Raw genomic sequence first — 19,293 nt, 5'->3', positions numbered from 1 at the left:
GGGGGATAGGTGAGCGGAGCAGGGAGTGGGGCAGCGCTGCAGCGGGCGTCCACGAGCGCGGGCGTAGTCTGGAGGGTATGGCTGCTGGCAAGGGGGAGGCACCGCTTTCGCGGGTGCTGACAATCGCGTTTCTGCCGACGTTTATCTATTCGATCGGGCAGGGGTCGATTGTCCCCGTCATCCCAGCGGTGGCATCATCACTCGGCGCCGACGTCGCCTTCGCGGGCTTCATCGCCGGGTCGCTGCTGATTGGGCAGGCCGTCGGGAACCTGCCCGCCGCATCCGTCGTGCGAAAACTCGGCGAGCAAAAGGCGATGATGATCGCGGCGCTGGCGACGATTATCGGCGCATCCATCTCCTTTTTCGCGACCTCGACCTGGATGCTCCTCGCTGGAATCACGATCCAAGGCCTGATGACCGCGACCTTCGCGCTCGCGCGGCAGTCGTTCCTGTCGACCTACGTGCCGCTCAAATATCGCGCGCGGGCGATGTCCTCACTCGGTGGTGTGTTCCGCTCGGGCATGTTCGTCGGGCCGTTTCTTGCGGCCTGGCTGATCTCCATGACCGGCGATCCGCAGGTGAACTTCCTGGCGTTTATTACCTGCTCGTTCCTGATATTTCTGGTGCTGCTCGTGCTGCCGGATATCGAAAAGTACGCGAAGCCCAATGCGCGCCTGAGCATGGCGAAGGAAGAGAAGCCAGGCAAAGAGCCGATGTGGCGGACCTTCACGCGACGCCGCAATGTCTTGCTGACGCTCGGCGTTGGCGCGGGATCGATGATGATGGTGCGCTCGGCGCGGCAGGTCGTGCTGCCGCTGTGGGGCTACGCGATTGGGATGGATGCCGGGCTCGTCGCGGTCGTCATCGGTATCGGTGGGGCAATTGATTTTGCGCTGTTCTTCACCAGCGGCTGGATCATGGACAAGTTCGGTCGCGGCGCGAGCGCGGTGCCGGCGATGGCGGGCATGGGCCTCGGCTTTCTCGTGCTGGCGTTCCTATTCGGCGTCCCGCATGTCGACCTATGGTTCATCGTGATTACCTGTTGGCTCGCTCTGTCGAACGGCATCGGTTCAGGGATCGTGATGACGCTCGGTGCCGACCTCGCGGACCAACAGGATCCGGCGCCATTCCTCGGGGTATGGCGAACGATCACCGACTCGTCCGGAGCCTTGGTGCCGTTTATCGTGTCGGGGCTTGCCGCGGTGGCCAGTCTGCCGGTGACCGCTGCCGTCTTCGGTGTCATTGGGTTCGGTGGATGCTTCTTATTCGGTCGGTACATCCCGAAGTACGTCCCGAAGCCGCCGATGACCGGGCCGATTGAGCTGGGTGGGGAATAGCGGCGAGCGGTCGCCGGCTGGCCGCGAAGGGGCGCAGGTTCTCGGCAAGAATCCAACATATGTTGCTAAATCTTGAGCGCTAAGTGCCTTTCAAGATTGAGGAGTATCCATGGCTAGGTTTACTGACAAAGTTGCGCTCATCACCGGTGGTGCGAGCGGCATCGGCCGCGCGACCGCAGAGCGCATTGTGAGCGAAGGTGGCAAGGTCGTCATCGCCGACATCAACACCGAGCTTGGCGAGCAGGTTGCCGCCGAACTCGGTGAGAACGTCCACTTCGTGAAGCTCGACGTCACCAGCGAAGAAGAATGGGACGCGACGGTCGCCGAGACCGTGTCAAAGTTCGGCAAGCTCGACATCCTCGTGAACAACGCCGGTATTGGCGACACTGTTCCGATTCAGGACACGTCACTGGCCAGCTGGGACAAAACCATCGCGGTGACGCAGACCAGCGTGTTCCTTGGCCTCAAGGCTGCTTACGAAGAACTTAAGAAGACCAAGGGCAACTCGGTCACGACCAGCTCGATGTACGGCATCGTCGGCAGCGCGGTTTCGGGGCCGGCCTATCAGGCGGCGAAGGGCGCGGTGCGCCTTCTCTCGAAGAATGCTGCGATGGCGTGGGTGAACGATGGCATCCGCGTGAACTCGGTCCACCCGGGATTCATCGACACGCCGATTCTCGGTGAGGTCGACCGCCAGATGCTCGCCGACATCACCCCGATGAAGCGACTCGGTAAGCCCGAGAACATTGCTTCGCTCATCGCTTACCTCGCGAGCGACGAAGCCGAGTTCATCACCGGCTCTGAGTTCGTCGCGGACGGCGGATTCACCGCCCAGTAGTCGCGTCGCTACTGGCTTCGCTCGCTCGCTCGTTCGCGCACGCACGCACAAGCGAATCGCCACCGGGCACGCCGCTCGCCCAAACGAAATACTACCGAGAACGCAGTTGACCACGATCAGGAAAGGGGTCGACTGCACTCTCGGTGGTATTCGGGTGTTGTGGTAGCAAGGATGCGCCTGGCCAGCCGAGATGTGGCGGTTGACCGGGACGGGCGGTCGGGCCCGGATGCCGCGGTCAGCGGGGTGCGGAGATCAGCGGGACGCGGCGACGGTGCGGAGGATGAACTCTGCGGCTCGCTCCAGCATCAGTTCACCAGTGCGGACCTTCCCTGCCGAAGAGAACAGCCCGTGGGCGTGGTCCGGTAGGTGCACGAGTTCGACCTCGGTGCCGCCGAGGGCGAGTAGGCGTGCATACTCGAGTGCTTCATCCGCCAACGGATCGAGGCCAAGCGACAGGATCCACGCTGGCGGTTGCAGAGCCGCAGATGGTTGCACAGCCGCTGACCGCTGCACAGGCGCAGATGGCTGGGGGCTCGCGTCAGGCTCTTCGCCGCGCACCGCCAACAACGGCGAGACACGGTGATCCAAGCGCAGCGCCGCATCCGGCACATAGTTCTCGACGAACCAGCGGATCGTGTCCGCAGTCAACGGGACACCCTCGGTGATGCGCTCGAAGCCCGGCGACTCATTCGCCACATCGAGCATCGGGTAGAGCAGAACCTGGCCGATGACGCGAGTACCGGGCACCTGCATCCGCGGCTCGAAGGCGAGCGCAGTCGCGATGCCGCCACCGGCGCTGTCGCCGACGGTGAGGATGCGCGAAGCATCCCACGAGCGATCGGTCGCGACCTCGCGAACCCAAGCCACCGCATCCCGACAGTCTTCGTGACCGGCTGGGAACGGCACCTCGGGCCCGAGTCGATAGTCGATCGCGACCACAGGCAGGCCCGTTAATGTCGCAAGTCGGCGACAGACCGAGTCGTGTGTCTCGAGCGAGCCGATCACCCAGCCACCCCCGTGCGCGAACACGATCACAGGGTCAGCCGCGGAAGCGCCCGCGGGGCGCGGGTCATAAACCCGCACCCCGAAGGCGCCCACCGCCACGTCCTCGACGGAAGCAACTGCATCCGGCGCGAGACCGTTCGCGGCACACGATGTCTCGTAGTTCACCCGTGACCGTTCGACCGAGCCCGCGTCCTGGAAGGACTTCCCACCGGCATCCCGAAACGCGGCGATGAGCGGGCGCTGATCAGCGGCGACGCGTGAGAGTGGGATCTGCATTAGGCGTCGACCAGCACTTCCGACTTCACCAGGTAGTCCTCGGTGTTGAAGGTCGCGGCCCAGTCACGGAACTCTTCCACCGTGCCCGACCAGTTGTTGATGACCTTGCCCTTCGAGTTCTTGTACCAGCTCGAGCAGTCACTCGAGAAGGACGAACCTTCCATTTCGGACTGCAGCGCCTCGTTGAACGCATCCAGTCGATCGCGGCGGATCTCCACCGAGACTCCCTCGAGGTGCTGGGTCTTGTTCAGCATGTCGATGATGTGGTCCTGCTGGATTTCGAACATCGCGATGTTGGAGTTGTGGTTGAGGTTCGTGTTCGGCCCGTAGATCAGGAACATGTTGGGGAAGCCGTCCACCGAGGTCCCAACGAATGCCTCGGCGTCCTCGGTACCCCAGCGGTCCGCGAGCGTCACGCCGTCACGGCCGATGATCTCGAGGTCGCCCTGGAAATTCTGCGAGTAGAAACCGGTCGCGTAGATCACCACGTCCGCTTCGTGCTCGACGCCGTCAGCAGTCACGACGCCGTTCTCGGTGAAGTGCGAGATACCGGAGGTAACGAGCGAAACATTGTCGCGCAGGAAAGTCGGGTAGTAGTCCGAGGTGCGCAGGATGCGCTTGCAACCGAACTCGTAGGTCGGGGTCAGCTTTTCGCGCAGCTCGGGGTCTTCGATCACTGAGTTCAGGTAGTCGATTGCCTCTTGTGCGCCCTGGGCCTGACCGCCGGTGTTGAGTCGGGTGCGCTCGAAGCCAGCCTCGCGAATCTCGTGGATCGAGCGGCGCGAAGCTTCAAAAATTGAGGGGTCGGCTTCAAAAGCGTCGAGCTGTTCCTCGGTGAAGGTGATCTGCTCGCGCGGGAGGATGTAGTTCGCCGAGCGCTGGAATACCTCGAGGTGTTCGGCTTCTTGCGCAACGAAGGGCACGTACTGGACGGCCGAGGCGGCCGAACCGATCGAGATGACTTTCTTCCCCTTGAGGTCGATGTCGTGGTTCCAGTGCGCCGAGTGGAACTGTTCGCCCTGGAACTTCTCCTGACCCTCCCAGGTCGGGGTCTTTGGGGCGTTGAGCTGACCCCAAGCTGGGACAAACACGTTCGCGGTGTACTGCTCGCCGCCGCGGAGCGTGATCAGCCAGCGCGCATCCTCTTCAATCCAACGAGCGGACACAACCTCGGCGTTGTACTTGATGTACTTGTCGAGACCGAAAGCATCCTTCATCTGCAGCTGGTAGCCGAGCATTTCATCCTGCCCGGCGAACATCTTCGACACTCGCAGGTGCGGGAAGAAGCTGTAGCAGTACACGTGAGCCTGGGTGTCGCAAGCAGCGCCCGGGTAGGTGTTGTCTCGCCAGACACCGCCAATTTCATTGGCCTTTTCGAATACGACGAAGTCGGTTTCACCGGCGCGAACGAGCTGGGCGGCCATGCCGAGGCCCGAGAATCCGGAGCCGAGAATTGCAACGCGGAAGTGGTTTGAAGTGGTCATGAGAAGTCCTTATGTATCGGTTAGGCGGTGACGGTGACGGAATCGGCGAGGATGGCCGGTTCGGTGGTGGCTTCCCCACCTGGCTGGTCGGAGTCGTGTGGGAAGCGGATGATTTGCCGCAGCACGGTGCCGGCGGCGAGCGCATCCATGCCCTCGTTGATGTCGTCGAGGTCGATGGTGTCGCTGATGAGGCGTTCGAGCGGGAGTTTGCCCTCGCGCCAGAGCTGTTCAAATTTGGGGATGTCGCGGCTGGGGACCGCGGAGCCGAGGTAGGAGCCGATCACGGATTGGGCTCGAGCGGTGAGCTTGAGCGGTTCAATCGCGCTTTCAGCGCCGGGGGCTGGCAGGCCGACGGTGACGAGGGTGCCGCCAAAGCCGATCATGTTGAATGCAGTTTCGAAGGCTCGGGGGTGTCCGACTGCCTCGATCACGACGTCGGCGGTGATGCCCTGTTCGACCGCTTCGGCAGGCGTGTAGGTTGCGTTGGCACCCCACGCGCGGGCGAGTTCGAGCTTTGATTCGTTTGAGTCAACGGCGATCACCTCGCGCGGTTCGATGCCGATAGCGGTCAGGAGTGCGGCCATGCCGACCCCGCCGAGTCCGACGACGGCGACCGAGTGCTGCTTGGAGAGCTTGGCGGCGTTGAGTACCGCGCCGCCGCCGGTGAGCACCGCGCAGCCGAGGACTGCGGCGATATCGGCGGGGACATCCGCACCGACTGGGACGATCGAGCGTCGATCGACCACTGCGTAGTCGGCGAATCCCGAGCAACCGAGGTGGTGCTTGACGCGTTCGGCACCGCGCTGCAGGTGCTCGCTGCCATCGAGCAGGGTGCCGGCCTCATTGGTTTTTGAGCCATTCGAGCAGGGCAGCTTGCCATCGGTGAGACACTCGCGGCACTCGCCGCAGCGGGGGAGGAAGGTAAGGACTACGCGCTGACCGAGTTCGATGTCGGTGACGCCGGAACCGATCTCTTCGACGATGCCGGCTGCCTCGTGACCGAGGAGCATGGGGACCGGGCGCGGTCGCGAACCGTTGACCACCGACAGGTCGGAGTGGCAGATGCTCGCTGCTTCAATCCGAACGAGCACTTCGTGTTCCGCCGGACCTTCGAGCGTGAGCGTGTCGATCGTGATCGGGCGCGTGCTGGCGAAGGGTGCGTCGGCGCCAATTTCGTTGAGGACAGCGCCGCGGATGGTGCGTGTTTCGCGTGAGGTGGTGGTCATGAGATCTCCGTCGATTGGGCTGGCGGGGCGGATGCTGTATCGGCAAACCGGCTGCTTTGTTGACAAGTCCGGATGCTGTATCGATTTAGCGTTGTGCTGTTGAGACGAGTATGCCGAGGGTCAAAACTCATACCCATGGAGAAAACTCCATAATTTTCAGTCCTGCATAGAATTACTTACATGATGGATGAGCGAACTTCGGCCGAGGAGCACGAGCAGCTGCTCGAATGGGCACGGAGACAGCAACAGCTGCTCACCTCGATTAGCGACTTCGCCGCATCCATCACCCGAATTCGCGACCATTCAGAGGCACTCCACGAACTCGTCTCGAAAGCCAGGCTGCTCATCCAGACCGACATGGTCTACCTCAGCCTGAATGGCACCGACGGCTCGGGCTACACGAATATCGTCGCTACCGACGGGGTGTGGAGCGAGGAGTACCGTCGTCTGCGGATGCCGCTCGGCGCCGGGGTGCTCGGGAAGGTTGCAAAATTCGGTGGGGTTGCGCAGACCGCCGACTATCAAAACGACAGCGAACTCGTCCACGATGCCGAGGTGGATCGCATCGTTGCGGGAGAGGGTGTGCGAGCGATTCTCGGTGCGCCGATGCGCAGCGAAGAGGGCGTGATCGGTGCACTCCTTGCGGCCAACCGGTTTCCGGGTAAATTCTCGACGGAGCAGGTGTTCATCGCCCAGACGCTGGCGAACCTTGCCGGTGTGGCGATCGAAAATCAGGCTCGAGTCGACGAGCTTGAAGCCACCATCGACGAACTTCGAGGGCAGACCACCGACGCGGATCGCGAACTGGCCGAAGAACGACGGCTCGCGCGCGTGGACGAAGTCCTGCTTTCGGTAATGGGCCGGGGCGCCGGATTCACCGAACTCGGTGAAGGCATGTCGCGGGTGATGGGCCGGGAAGTGCAGATCGTGGACCTCACCGTGCGCCACGACTTGCGCAATGCCGTCGCGAAAATCGGAGACGCGGAACGGCCGCTCGTGATGCTCTCGGCCCGGGCTGGCGAACCGATGACCTCAATGCGCGAGGATGGCGCACCCTTCGCGGTGATGGCAGCCACACAAGACGAAGCCGCGGTGGGCGCAGTGATGGTCGAAGGTGAACTGCTGGAAAAAGACGCAGCCGTCTTGGAACGTTGCGCGCGCGTGCTCGGGGTGTTCTTGAGTGGCCAGCATCGCGAACGAACCGCAATCGTGCGGCGCCGTCGCGAACTCATCGCACAGCTACTGGCTGCCGGCGCACGCGGGCTCAATATTGCCGTGGTCACGCAGCTACGCGAACTTGGCATCGCGGAATCGGAGCCCTTCCGCATCCTCGTCATCGACGGCTCGGAATCAACGCTCGGCGACTTCCAACACCGGCTGGATCTCGATTTTGGACTCTCGCTGCTCTACGGCGAATTCGATGGTCAGATCGTGAGCCTCATGCCCGAAGAAGCGTTTGAGCGCATCCGGGCAATGTTCGATGCGCGCGGCGCTCGCGGTTGGGGCGGGATGCTGGTGGGCCACTCGCCGAGGCTACACATGCTCGAGATCGTGCCTGAGGAATACGCGCTCGTGCTGCGTGTGTTGAACGCGGCGCGTCAGTCGGGGCACACGAGAACCCTGGTTTCCTTGGATTCCTACGGCGTGATCGGAGCGTTCCTCAGCAAGGTCACGATCGAACCGACGAAACAGGCCATTGTGGCTGCGCTGGGCCCGGTGCTCGACTACGACGCCGAGCACGGCACCGACCTGGCCGACACCGCCTCTGCCTACCTGGATGCGGCGCATTCGGTTGCGAAGACAGCCGAGCGGATGCACGTGCACGCGAATACGGTCCGCCAGCGGCTCGATCGCTTGGCGCAGTTACTCGGTGCTGATTGGGCTGAGGGTCAGCGGGGGCTCGACCACCACATCCTGCTCGCCGCCCACCGCCTGGTCGGCCCGTACCGCCCGCGCTAACTTCAGCTAGCGCGGGTCGCGGGGCAGCCGGTCGAGGTAGTCGAGTAGTACGCCCTCGCGCATCGCCCAGGGCGAGACGTCGAGCTCTTCGATGCCGAATGCATCCATCACCTCGGCCAGGACGATGCCGCCGGCAACGATTTGATACGAGCGATCCTTGGTGACCCCGGGGAGCGCCGAGCGGGAGGCGGCAGGCATTGCCGCCAGGCGCGGCACCCAGTCATCAAGCTGGTGTTTGCGCAGGCGCACGCGGTCGGTCGGGCCGACACCGTCGGTAACGGAACCCGCCAGCCGCGCCCAAGAGCGCACGGTCTTTGAAGAACCGACAAACTGGTCAGCGTTCGGCAGCCCACCGAACTCGCGTACCGCATCCGGCAGTACCCGGCGGATGTGCTGTCGCAACTTCTTGATTTCGGAAGACGTCGGCGGGTTACTTTCGAAAAAGCGCCGCGTCATCCGCCCGGCACCGAGCGGCACTGACATGGCGAGCTCCGGCAGCTCATTCGTCCCGGTGGCAAGCTCCAGCGAACCGCCGCCGATGTCGACGAGCGTGATGCGCCCGGCCGACCAGCCGAACCAGCGGCGAACCGCGAGGAAGGTCACTGAAGCTTCGTCTTCACCGCTCATAACGTGCAGGTCAATACCGGTTTCATTGCGGATCCGGTCGAGCAGCGCCTGCCCGTTCTTCGCCTCTCGCAGAGCCGAGGTCGCCATCGGCATCAGCTCGTCGAGGTTCAGATCCTCGATGAGTGCGGCCGCGGTGTGCAGCTTCGACATGATTCGCTCGACGCCATCCTCGCTAATCGAACCGTCGGGCTCCAGGTATTTCATGAGTCGCATGGTTGATTTTTTGGATGCTTCCGGAACCGGCATCGCCCCCGGTCGTGCATTGACGACAAGCAGGTGGATGGTGTTGGACCCGACATCGAGGACTCCGAGGCGCATAGTGCGCAAGTCTACGCGCGCGATACCCTTGTCCGATGGTTGAGTACACGATTCGCCCGGCGCGTACGCCTGATGTGGTCGGCATTCAGGAGCTGATTCAGCCGATGGTGGATGAAAACATCCTCCTTGGTAAGGGTCTCGTCGTGCTGTATGAAGCAGTGCAGGAATTCGTCGTCGCCGAAACTCCCGACGGCGATTTGGTGGGATGCGGGGCGCTGCACGTGCTCTGGCGTGACCTCGGCGAGGTGCGAACGATCGCATCCTCACCGAAAGTGCGCGGCCAGGGTGTTGGGCACGCGATGCTCGATCGGTTGATGGTGGATGCGCGGGGGCTCGGGTTAGAGCGCCTGTTTTGTCTGACTTTTGAAACGGAATTTTTTGGTCGGCACGGTTTCAAAGCGGTCGAGGAGCAGATCGTGGATTCCGACACCTACCGTGAAATGCTGCACTCGCCGGATGCCGGTACGGCCGAGTTCCTTGATTTGCCGTGGGTGAAGCCGAATACGCTCGGCAATACTCGGATGATCCTGCAGCTTTAATTACTGCTGCACGCAGATCAAAGTAACGCCCGGGTGAATTCCGGATGGCGGATTGGGCTCGTTATCAGCCCGTTACGTTTACCTCACTGATACCTCAGCTTCGTATGGTTCGAACGAAATTCGAGTCCATACCGGGTATTTAAGGAATTCACTCCGTGCGTACTGAACTAAAGAAGCTGGGCTTTGGTGTCCTGGCGGCAACGCTTGCGATTGGAGGCGTCAGTGCTTTCTCCGCTGCGCAGCCAGCCGAGGCCGCCTCAAGCACCATCGTGATCAGCGAAGCTTACGGTGGTGGCGGCAATAGCGGCGCCCCCTATAACCAAGACTTCATCGAGCTGTACAACCTGTCCGACGCCCCCGTGAACCTGCAGGGGCTACAGCTCGAATACTTCTCGGCAAACGGCAACTCGGGTGGCTCGACCACGCTGCCGAATGTGGTGCTCGAACCCGAAACCTACTACCTCGTCGGGGCGGCGTTCGGGAGCAATAAGGCGCTGCCGGCGATCGAAGCTGACCATACCTTTGGCGCCAACATGAGCGGCACCAACGGTGCAGTCGAGCTGCGCGATAGCACCGGAGCCGTGATCGACCTGGTCGGGTTCGGCACCGCGAACAAGTTCGAAGGCGCCGCGACCCCGTCGTTGAGCAACTCCACCTCGGCACAGCGCACGGACCCTGCCGTGGACACGGATAACAACGCGGCAGATTTCAGTGTCGCAGCCCCCACCCCACAGAACTCCGGTGACACCGGCACCGGCGACCCGGACCCGGTCGATCCGGTTGAGCCCGTCGACCCGAGCGAGATCACCCCGATCGCGCAGATCCAGGGGACCGGTGCATCCAGCCCGCTCAGCGGCCAGACCGTGACCACGCAGGGTGTTGTCACCGCGGTCTACACCGGCCAGGGGAGCAAGAATGGCTTCTTTATTCAGGAACCGGGCGAGGTTGACCTCGCGACCCACAACGCATCCACCGGCGTCTTCGTCTACGGCGGTAGCAGTTTCGCCGGCGGCGTCGAGATCGGTGACTCGGTGCAGGTGACCGGTGGCGTAAGCGAATATTCCGAGGTGACTCAGATCACCACGACCGCCACGAGCATCCTCACCGGTGAGGATGCACTGGGTGAAGCAGTCGCTGTGGCACTTCCCGAGTGGCCCACCACCGACGCCGAGCGCGAGGTATTTGAGGGCATGCTCCTTGCTCCGCAGGGTGACTATGTGGTCACCGATAACTACTCGCTCAACCAGTTTGGTGAGATCGGCCTCGGCTTCGAGGGGCTGCTGCTCACCCCGAGCGAGGTCGCAGCCCCCGGTACTGCCGAGGCGGATGCCGTGGCGGCTGACAACGAGGCGCGCGGCGTGCTCCTCGACGACGGCCAGACCTGGAACTACATGACGAATAACTCGGCGAAGAACTCGCCGCTGCCGTACCTCACGCTGGACACCCCGGTGACCATCGGCGCGAGCGTGGACTTCACCGTCGGTGATGGGGTCATCCTCGATTACGGCTTCGACGAGTGGCGCTTCCAGCCGACCGCACCGGTCAAGGGAACCGAAAATTCGCCGGTCGCCTTCGAGGATGTCCGCGAAGCTGCGCCGAACCTCGCCGACCGCGGTGATGTCACCGTGGCAACCTTCAACGTGCTGAACTACTTCACGACTCTCGGCGCGGACTACGGTTGCTCGGCTTACAACGACCGTCAAGGCAACCCGATTGCCACCTCGAACTGTGGCAATGGCCCGCGAGGCGCCTTCAACGAGGAAAACCTCGAGCGCCAGGAAGACAAGATCGTCGCGGCAATTCAGACGTTGGATGCATCCGTCATCTCGCTTGAAGAGATCGAAGACTCTTCGGACTTCGGCGGTCACCGTGACGACGCGCTGAGCACCCTCGTGGATGCGCTGAATGCGGATGCGGGCACCGACAAGTGGGCGTACGTCGAGACTCCGGAAGGCTACGACGTGCCGACCAGCGGTAACGACGTCATCCGCACCGCGTTTATCTACCAGCCCGCCGAAGTGAGCTTCGTTGAGGGCACCTACGAGATCCTCGACAGCCCGGCGTTCACCGCCGGTGGGAACTACGCGAATGCGCGTGCGCCGCTGGCGAGCTCCTTCATCCCGGTGGGTGAGGGGATCGACGGCGAAGAGAACCAGTTCATCGTGATCGGCAACCACTTCAAATCGAAGGGTGGCGAGGGTTCGGGCGGCAACGCCAACACCGACGACAACGTTGGTGGCTGGAACCTCGCGCGCACCCTGCAGGCTGAGGCACTCGTTGATTTCGCGGCCGACCTGCAGGAAGACCAGGGAACCGACCTCGTGTTCCTCACCGGCGACATCAACTCCTACTCGGCAGAGACCCCGATCACCACGATCGTCGACGCCGGCTATGAGCACCTCACCGTGGGCGGGCCAGAGTACTCGTACTCCTTCGGTGGCACTGTCGGCTCGCTCGACCACGTGTTCGCCTCGCAGGCCGCGAACGAACTCATCGTCGACCAGGACATCTGGACCATTAACGCCAACGAGGCGATCGCCCTGGAGTACAGCCGCTACAACTACAACGTTGCGGACCTCTACGACGCGAGCCCGTACCGTTCTTCCGACCACAACCCGGCGATCATCGCGCTGCAGTTCTCGGAAGAAGACGACACCGAAACTCCGGGCCCGACTGACGACGAAACACCGGTCGAGGCTTCGGTCACGTTGGATCTCGAAACCCTGACGCAGTCCGAGTCGGTAAACGGCGTTACCTACCAGGGCGAGGGCTTCCCGGGCGACACCGTCCGCATCGAGGTCGTGCAGGAAGACGGCACCGTGTCGCTCATCAACGAGGCTGCCGCGGTTTCGGAAGGCGCCTTCAACGGTGCAATTGTCTACCGTGACGGGGACGAAAACGCGATTCCGATGCCGGTTGGTACGCACACCATCCGCTTCACTCAAGTAGTCGACGGCGAAGAGCTCATTGTCGAGGCACCCTTCGAGGTTGTCGCGGACGAGGATGAGAACCCGACCCCGACCACTCCGGATGAAGGCGACGAGGACGCCGGCCAGGACGGCGACGACCAGGGCGACCAGGACGGCGCTGCGGAGGGCGACGACAACCAAGGCAGCCAGGACGCCGGTGCCAACGAGGACGGCAGCACCAAGGGGAGCGACAACGGTGGCTCGGGCAACGGCGGCAGTAACGCCGGTGACAAGGGCGACTTCGCCGGTGACAACCACGAGGGTGGCCTTGCCAAGACGGGTGCTGAGGACACGCTGCTCATCGCACTCGCGGTAGGAATCGTCTTGCTGCTGGCTGGTGCGGGCATCATGCTCCAGCGCCGACTCCGTGCCTAGTAGCGACCCGGATGCACGACCGATCCGCGCATCCAATCAGTAACTAACTCAATACAGAACATGCCGGGGCAGCCTACGCGGGCTGCCCCGGCATCCTTAACCCCCTGGTCTGACTTAAAAAGTTAATTCCAGCAAACGGTTGATATTTACCTATCTGTTACCTGAGGCTGTGAGTGTGATGAATGTTTCGTCTCAAACCCCTTAAGGAGGCCCACGTGGCTCAGGTTTCAAAGTTTGTGAAGGGAGCGGTGGCGACCAGCGCTGGTTGCGCGCTCGCTTTCACTTCGCTTGTGCTTCCCGCGCAAGCGGAAGCGCTCAATACCGGTGAACCGATCCAACCGACCGCCGACACCACCCAAATCAACCTGCTTGGGTTCAATGACTTCCACGGCCGCATCACCAAGGTCGATTCTTTCGCCTCGAACGTGCTCGACGTTCAGGCACCCTTCGGTGCCGAGAACACCGTGATCATTGGTAACGGCGACCAGGTTGGTGCCTCGGAGTTCGAGTCCTCGGTGGCGCTCGATGCCCCGACGCTTGAGGCGCTGCAGGAACTCGGCGTTGACGCATTCACCGCCGGTAACCACGAATTCGATGCCGGCTATGACACCGGTGCCGCGAACGACACGCTCTCGATCCAGTCAGAGCTCGGTCACCTGCTCGGTGCGAACGTCACCAAGGCTGACGGGTCGCTCGCTCTCGATGCCTACCAAATCTACGAGGTGCAGGGCTTCAAGGTTGCCGTGGTTGGTGCCGTCACGGCGTCGACTCCTTCGGGCGTGAGCCCCGACGGTATTCAGGGGCTGACCTTCGGTAACCCGGTGGATGCGGTCAACGAGTACGCGGCGCAGCTCAAGGACGGAGACGAGTCCAACGGCGAAGCCGACATCGTGGTGGCCTCTTACCACGAGGGTGGCCCGGTCAGCGGCAACCCGATCGACAACAACCTGTCGAACTCGACCTTCGCGGAGATCGCCAACGACACTTCGGATGATGTCGACGCAATCTTCAATGCGCACACGCACAAGTCGTACAACTACGAGTACAACGACCGTCAGATCGTCCAGGCGGGTGAGTACGGTGGCGCAGTCGGCCAGATTGTGCTGACAGTGGATGCGGATGGCCAGGTTGTTTCTTCAGACTCCTCGGTGATCTCCTCCACGGTTCCGGCCCCGACCGAGAACGACGCTAACGCAACCGCACCGCGTGTTGACCGCGAGGACCTCGACGCCGATTCGCAGGCGATCTACGACACGGTTGCCGAGACCAAGCAGGCCGCGCTCGACGAGGCTGAGATTCTCGGCGCGGTTGCCGTGGGTGTCGTCAACGACAACATCTCTCGCGCAAAGGTTTGGCCGATCACGGAGACCTCGAGCCAGGATGCCCGTGACCAGGAATCGACACTCGGTAGCGTCGTTGCCGACTCGATGATGGTTTGGGCCGACGCCAACACTCAGCTCGGTGCTGACCTGTCGATCATGAACCCGGGTGGTCTGCGTGCCGACATTAGCGGTGACGGTGAGCTTACCTACAAGGACTCCCAATCGGTGCTGCCGTTCGTGAACAACCTCTCGATCGTGTCGATCAGCGGTGCGGAGCTCAAGAACGTGCTCGAAGAGCAGTGGCAGCTGGACGACAAGGGCGCGGTACCCAGCCGTCCATACCTGCAGCTCGGTATCTCCTCGAACGTGAACTACACCTTCACCGGTTCGATCACCGACGACCCCGCGACCACGCAGGGTAGCCACATCACCTCGGTCTACATCGACGGCGAACCCCTCGTCGACGACCAGATCTACACCGTGGTAATGCCCTCCTTCCTCGCTGCCGGTGGCGACAACTTCTACTCGCTGAACAACGCGGTTGAGAAGTTCGACACCGGTTCGGTCGACCTCGAAGCATTCATCACCTATGTGGAATCGCTCGAAGGCACCGAACTCAAGGCCGAACAGACCCGTAACGGGTTCAACGTAGTTGGCTACTTCAACGAAGACGGCTCGGCCCCGCAGCTTGCGCAGGGCGCCAGCCACACCTTCACCGTGAACGATGTTGACCTGCACTCGGTTGACCACATCGCGAACACGGAACTGGTCGCATCCATCGACGGTGAGGAAATCGGCACCGCTTCGATTACCGGCGTGACCGCGAACGGCGAGACCACCTCCGCTGAAATCACCATCACGATTCCGGCCGCGCTCGCGGTCGGTGCGTACACGCTCGAACTCACCGCGAACCCTTCGGGCTCGACCGTGCAGGTTCCTCTTGAAGTTGTCGAAGGCGAACAGGCTGAGCCGACCCTCGCTACTGAGCAGGAGCACTACACCGCTGAAGAGACCACCGAGGGTGTGCTTTATGGCGGAGAGAACTGGGCCCAGAACGCAGCGGTCGAGATCGCAGTAACTCTGCCAGATGGCACCGTGACCAACATCGATGGTGTCGAGACTGATGAGGCCGGTACGTTTGTGGACCGTCTCGTGTGGCAGACCACCGACGAGGAGGGCAACGTAGTCGAGGACTTCCTGCCGTTCCCGGAAGGTACCTACACCATCACTGCAACCCAGAGTGTTGACGGTGAAACGCTGACCGCAACGATCAGCTTCACCGTTGGTGACGCCACGGGTGGCGAGGACGCAACCGGCGATGATGACGCCAACGGTGACTCGACCGGTGGGACCACCCCGCCGACCGACGACGCAACTGGCGACGACAACGGTTCGACCAAGGGTGACGACAACGGCTCAGCGAAGGGTGACGACAACCTTGCGCAGACCGGTGCCGACAGCAACCTAATCTTCGGAATCCTCGCGGCCGCTGCTGCTGCACTCGCACTGGGCGGTACATTCCTGGCGATTCGTCGCCAGCGCAACGCCTAGGTTTCGGTAACCGGAGCGGTTGACCGTTCCTAAATCGCGGCTCGCATTCCACTCGGGATGCGAGCCGCGATTTCTTGTCTCGGCAGATTGGCAAAGTTGTTGCGGTGAATCGGGAGGCAGTCGGAATTGTTCTCCGCCGCTTGCGGATGTCCGACACGGTTGGATCGCCACAAGAAACTGAGTCCGCAGGCTTTTGCGGTGTGCCTCCGGTCGCGTTGGTGCGTGCATCCCTACGCTGGGGGTATGAGTACGAGCCCGAGTAGCAAGCCCAGTCCGGCCGTTTATCGCCGCCGTCGACTTGTCGCGCTAGTCGGAGTTGTCGTGGTGATCGCGCTCATCTGGTGGTTGGTGAGCGCGCTCTTTGGTGGTGGTGGGAACCCCGCAGCGACCACCTCACCCACCTCAACCGAAGTCGACACGGCTGAGGCGGCTCCCGCCGAGACCACTGATCCGGAACCCACCCCAACCGAAACCCCAATGTCGACCCCGGAACCGGAGCCGACGCCCACCGTGTGCACGGAAGCTGAGGTCGCGGTCACTGCTGTGGTGGATTCCGAATCCTATGACGCGGATCAGCTGCCGCAGTTCTCGGTGACGCTCGAGAACACATCGGATACGTCTTGCATCATCGATGTGGGTACGGCCTCGCAGGTGTACACGGTGATGTCCGGCAGCGACACGATTTGGGTATCGACCCACTGTCAGGAGAACTCCGACTCCCAGGTCGTTGAACTCGTGGCAGGCAAGGAAGTCTCGGCGCCCGCGATTGAATGGTCGCGTGAGCGATCGAATACGGACACCTGCGATGACGAAAATCGTCCGGATGCGGTGACCGGTGGGGCCTACTACAACCTCACGGTCAAGATCGGCGGCATCACCTCCGACCCCGTCTACTTCGCGCTGTACTAAGCCATCGACTTACTGTGCCGTCGCGTCCCCTTCGTTCTGCCTCCTGATGCTTGCCACAGTTCCCGCTGTCTCGTCATCGGTCTCTTTACTTGCCGCGTAGGTCTTTCGGCAGTAACGCAAGACCTTGTGCCTCGCGCACAGTGCCGGCGCTTGGCCCGATAGGTTCGGTGAATCCCAATCGTGCTGCTTCGGCCACTCGATGACGTTCGGAAGTAACTCCGCGAATTTCGCCCACGAGGCTTACTTCGCCGAAGACGACTGCTTTGGCCTTAATTGGCCGCTCTCGATGGGCACTCGTAATCGCCATAGCAATTGCGAGATCGGCTGCCGGTTCGGTCACCCGAACTCCGCCGCTCGTCGAGACGAATACGTCCAACTTTGCGAGCGGCACCGAAGTGCGTCGCTCGAGTACGGCGAGAATCATGGCGACGCGGTTCCCATCCACGCCGTTCACGACTCGCCGGGGATTTGGGGCAGTTGTCGGAACCACGAGCGCCTGAATCTCAACCGGTAGCGCGCGTCGACCTTCGAGTGACATCGTCACGCAAGAGCCAATCGCAGGGTTGTCCCGTTCACTGATAAACAGGGCGGAGGGATCCGGTACTTCATTCATGCCGTCACCTTCCATTTCGAAGCAGCCCACTTCATCCGTCGGGCCGAAGCGGTTCTTGAGCGTACGGACGAGACGAAGCGCGGTCTGCCGATCGCCTTCGATGTGCGCGACCACGTCGACGAGGTGCTCGAGCAAGCGCGGACCGGCCACATTGCCATCTTTGGTGACGTGCCCAACCAGGATGGTCGGCAGGTCACGTTCTTTCGCGACCCGCACCATCGTGGATGCGACCGTCCGGACCTGACTCGGCTGCCCAGCGAGTGCATCCACCTCACTTGAGGAGACGGTTTGTACCGAGTCGAGAATAAGCAGGGCTGGTTCGACCTCGTCGATATGCCCGAGCACGGTGCCGAGGTCAGTCTCGTTCGCGAGATAGAGCGTGGGTTGCAGCGCCCCGGTACGGGATGCGCGCATCCGCACCTGATTGACCGATTCTTCGGCGCTGATGTAGAGCACCTTGGCACCGGTGGCAGCGACGCGGGATGCAACCTCGATGAGCAGCGTTGATTTACCTACCCCAGGCTCGCCGGAGAGGAGGATTGCAGCGCCTGGCACGATCCCGCCACCGAGCACACGATCGAACTCGCCAATCCCGACGGGGAGGTGCTGTGCATCCGTCCCCGTAGCTTCGGTGATCGGGCGTGCCTTTGTCGATGGTTTCGACGCGGTGGCTTGGAAGTGCACGCCCTTGGTAGTGGCGCCGCGTTCTTCGATGGTGCCCCAGGTTTGACACTCGGGGCAGCGACCCACCCATTTCACTGCTTCGTACCCGCACTCGGTGCAGGTGTACGCAGATTTGACTCGGGCTTTACTCTTTGGAGGCATGTCGTAAGGGTATGTGTAGCCACCGACATCGTGAGTTTCGCCTGGCAGAGACGCCGTTCTTGAACTTTCTTCGGAAATCAATTTGCAATTACAAAGCGTGTGCCCGTATATTTGTCCGCGGTGACGTGTCCGAGCGGCCGAAGGTGCAACACTCGAAATGTTGTGTGGGGGCAACTCCACCGTGGGTTCAAATCCCACCGTCACCGCCAATTGAAAGCCTCGACTTCAGTTCTTGAAGTCGAGGCTTTCGTCGATTTCAGTACGGCTCCGTGGCGGGGTGCCGCATCTGCAGTCATGCAGACAAAGACGCGGCAGGAGATTGCTGCGTCTAACGTCCCTTGATCGGACGGTAATAAAACAGTCGAGGGGCTGGTCGTGACTTCCGGTCAATGTGGACGGTCAGGAGCGGACGATTCTGTACTGGGTGCTCATGTGGAGCGCCCATTGCTTGGTGTCGGCTTCGTGATGGGTATCGGAATAGTGGAATTCTGGCTGTGACACGCCCGGGTTGTCTGGTCGTGTGGCGCGTGTTGGTGCGGATGACAGGGGTTTGGGGTGCCCGGGTTTGCGGTGAAGGATTCGAGTGTCCTATGCTTATGGAGTTGCCGGAAACGACAACAACACAACAAGGCGGGAACGCCTGCCAGTGTCTGAACCAGACTCAAGAATATTGAGTGGTTCGCCGCTTCGAAAGATCGGTTAGATCTCACGGGAGTTGGAGTTGACACGCAGGGAAGCCTGTTGTAAGATTGTGAAGTTGCCTCCACGAGGAAGCCACACAAACTAGCTCGACAGTAGTCGTCTGGCGTGGTAAATGGTGGGGTGCATCCGATCCTTGAGAACTCAACAGTGTGCACTTTTATTGTCTAATGCCATTTTGGACCCTTTGTGGTTCCTTATTTTGGATAAAAGAGAGCCAGTACATGCCCCTTTTTTTGTGGGTGTGTGTGGTTTGTTTTGTCAGTTGATTGAACTCTGATCTTTCGGGGTCAGGTATTTCGAATTTTGCTGGTGTGGATGCGTTTTGTGTTCATGTCAGTGTTGTTCATTTACGGAGAGTTTGATCCTGGCTCAGGACGAACGCTGGCGGCGTGCTTAACACATGCAAGTCGAACGATGA

General features: G+C 61.7%; 12 protein-coding genes, 1 tRNA gene and 1 rRNA gene. 9 read left to right on the top strand and 5 right to left on the bottom strand.

Annotated features, from left to right (window positions below; genetic code table 11):
• The first annotated feature begins 77 nt into the window (after positions 1 to 77).
• The gene (locus F8O05_RS14015) at positions 78 to 1,337 is read left to right on the top strand and encodes an MFS transporter (RefSeq protein ID WP_158053377.1); all 1,260 of its coding nucleotides are present in this window, start codon (positions 78 to 80) and stop codon (positions 1,335 to 1,337) included.
• Between the two features lie 109 nt (positions 1,338 to 1,446).
• On the top strand, positions 1,447 to 2,175 hold the full coding sequence (locus F8O05_RS14010; RefSeq protein ID WP_158053376.1) for an SDR family NAD(P)-dependent oxidoreductase: 729 nt from the start codon (positions 1,447 to 1,449) through the stop codon (positions 2,173 to 2,175).
• 252 nt (positions 2,176 to 2,427) lie between these two features.
• Here the strand turns inward: F8O05_RS14010 and F8O05_RS14005 are convergent, their stop codons facing one another.
• From F8O05_RS14005 to F8O05_RS13995, 3 genes are read right to left on the bottom strand one after another with little or no spacing between them, the layout of a single operon-like run.
• Positions 2,428 to 3,456, bottom strand: a complete 1,029-nt coding sequence (locus tag F8O05_RS14005; protein ID WP_158053375.1) for an alpha/beta hydrolase — start codon at positions 3,454 to 3,456, stop codon at positions 2,428 to 2,430.
• Entirely contained in the window at positions 3,456 to 4,940 is a 1,485-nt protein-coding gene (locus F8O05_RS14000) for a flavin-containing monooxygenase (protein WP_158053374.1), read from the bottom strand. The genes F8O05_RS14005 and F8O05_RS14000 overlap by 1 nt, the downstream gene beginning before the upstream one ends.
• Positions 4,941 to 4,960: 20 nt before the next feature.
• Entirely contained in the window at positions 4,961 to 6,166 is a 1,206-nt protein-coding gene (locus F8O05_RS13995) for an alcohol dehydrogenase catalytic domain-containing protein (RefSeq protein WP_158053373.1), read from the bottom strand.
• A gap of 180 nt (positions 6,167 to 6,346) precedes the next feature.
• Here F8O05_RS13995 and F8O05_RS13990 point away from each other — a divergent pair, with 180 nt between their 5' ends.
• A complete protein-coding gene (locus F8O05_RS13990) occupies positions 6,347 to 8,125 on the top strand; it encodes a helix-turn-helix domain-containing protein (RefSeq protein ID WP_158053372.1) in 1,779 nt (592 codons plus the stop codon).
• A gap of 6 nt (positions 8,126 to 8,131) precedes the next feature.
• Here the strand turns inward: F8O05_RS13990 and F8O05_RS13985 are convergent, their stop codons facing one another.
• Positions 8,132 to 9,070: a Ppx/GppA phosphatase family protein gene (locus F8O05_RS13985; protein WP_158053371.1), complete on the bottom strand. Its 939-nt coding sequence runs from the start codon at positions 9,068 to 9,070 to the stop codon at positions 8,132 to 8,134.
• Between the two features lie 35 nt (positions 9,071 to 9,105).
• Here F8O05_RS13985 and F8O05_RS13980 point away from each other — a divergent pair, with 35 nt between their 5' ends.
• The 4 genes from F8O05_RS13980 to F8O05_RS13965 all read left to right on the top strand — a co-directional run bounded on the left by F8O05_RS13980 (position 9,106) and on the right by F8O05_RS13965 (position 16,735).
• Entirely contained in the window at positions 9,106 to 9,609 is a 504-nt protein-coding gene (locus F8O05_RS13980; RefSeq protein ID WP_158053370.1) for an amino-acid N-acetyltransferase, read from the top strand.
• Between the two features lie 155 nt (positions 9,610 to 9,764).
• Positions 9,765 to 12,953: an ExeM/NucH family extracellular endonuclease gene (locus F8O05_RS13975; protein ID WP_158053369.1), complete on the top strand. Its 3,189-nt coding sequence runs from the start codon at positions 9,765 to 9,767 to the stop codon at positions 12,951 to 12,953.
• 215 nt (positions 12,954 to 13,168) lie between these two features.
• Positions 13,169 to 15,826 (top strand): bifunctional metallophosphatase/5'-nucleotidase, encoded by a 2,658-nt coding sequence (locus tag F8O05_RS13970; RefSeq protein WP_192497206.1) that lies wholly within the window; start codon positions 13,169 to 13,171, stop codon positions 15,824 to 15,826.
• A 243-nt stretch (positions 15,827 to 16,069) separates the two neighbouring features.
• Positions 16,070 to 16,735 carry a hypothetical protein gene (locus F8O05_RS13965; protein ID WP_158053367.1) on the top strand — a complete coding sequence of 222 codons (666 nt, stop codon included), beginning with the start codon at positions 16,070 to 16,072 and terminating at the stop codon, positions 16,733 to 16,735.
• Between the two features lie 85 nt (positions 16,736 to 16,820).
• Here the strand turns inward: F8O05_RS13965 and radA are convergent, their stop codons facing one another.
• A complete protein-coding gene (gene radA, locus F8O05_RS13960) occupies positions 16,821 to 18,173 on the bottom strand; it encodes a DNA repair protein RadA (protein ID WP_158053366.1) in 1,353 nt (450 codons plus the stop codon).
• A 119-nt stretch (positions 18,174 to 18,292) separates the two neighbouring features.
• Here radA and F8O05_RS13955 point away from each other — a divergent pair.
• A tRNA-Ser gene (locus F8O05_RS13955) sits at positions 18,293 to 18,382 on the top strand.
• 839 nt (positions 18,383 to 19,221) lie between these two features.
• Positions 19,222 to 19,293: ribosomal RNA gene (locus F8O05_RS13950) — 16S ribosomal RNA — on the top strand; the annotation flags it as partial.

Source organism: Gulosibacter chungangensis (genome assembly GCF_008831155.1).
Taxonomy (GTDB): domain Bacteria; phylum Actinomycetota; class Actinomycetes; order Actinomycetales; family Microbacteriaceae; genus Gulosibacter; species Gulosibacter chungangensis.
The sequence above is the reverse complement of the archived record's forward strand: the minus strand, read 5'-3'. Positions and strand labels throughout refer to the sequence as shown.

Excerpts from the sequence above, each read along its gene's own strand:
- F8O05_RS14000 (WP_158053374.1), bottom strand. The coding sequence starts at position 4,940 with ATGACCACTTCAAACCACTTCCGCGTTGCAATTCTCGGCTCCGGATTC.
- F8O05_RS13965 (WP_158053367.1), top strand. The coding sequence starts at position 16,070 with ATGAGTACGAGCCCGAGTAGCAAGCCCAGTCCGGCCGTTTATCGCCGC.
- F8O05_RS14010 (WP_158053376.1), top strand. The coding sequence starts at position 1,447 with ATGGCTAGGTTTACTGACAAAGTTGCGCTCATCACCGGTGGTGCGAGC.
- F8O05_RS13995 (WP_158053373.1), bottom strand. The coding sequence starts at position 6,166 with ATGACCACCACCTCACGCGAAACACGCACCATCCGCGGCGCTGTCCTC.
- F8O05_RS13980 (WP_158053370.1), top strand. The coding sequence starts at position 9,106 with ATGGTTGAGTACACGATTCGCCCGGCGCGTACGCCTGATGTGGTCGGC.
- F8O05_RS13985 (WP_158053371.1), bottom strand. The coding sequence starts at position 9,070 with ATGCGCCTCGGAGTCCTCGATGTCGGGTCCAACACCATCCACCTGCTT.
- F8O05_RS13990 (WP_158053372.1), top strand. The coding sequence starts at position 6,347 with ATGATGGATGAGCGAACTTCGGCCGAGGAGCACGAGCAGCTGCTCGAA.
- F8O05_RS14015 (WP_158053377.1), top strand. The coding sequence starts at position 78 with ATGGCTGCTGGCAAGGGGGAGGCACCGCTTTCGCGGGTGCTGACAATC.
- radA (WP_158053366.1), bottom strand. The coding sequence starts at position 18,173 with ATGCCTCCAAAGAGTAAAGCCCGAGTCAAATCTGCGTACACCTGCACC.
- F8O05_RS14005 (WP_158053375.1), bottom strand. The coding sequence starts at position 3,456 with ATGCAGATCCCACTCTCACGCGTCGCCGCTGATCAGCGCCCGCTCATC.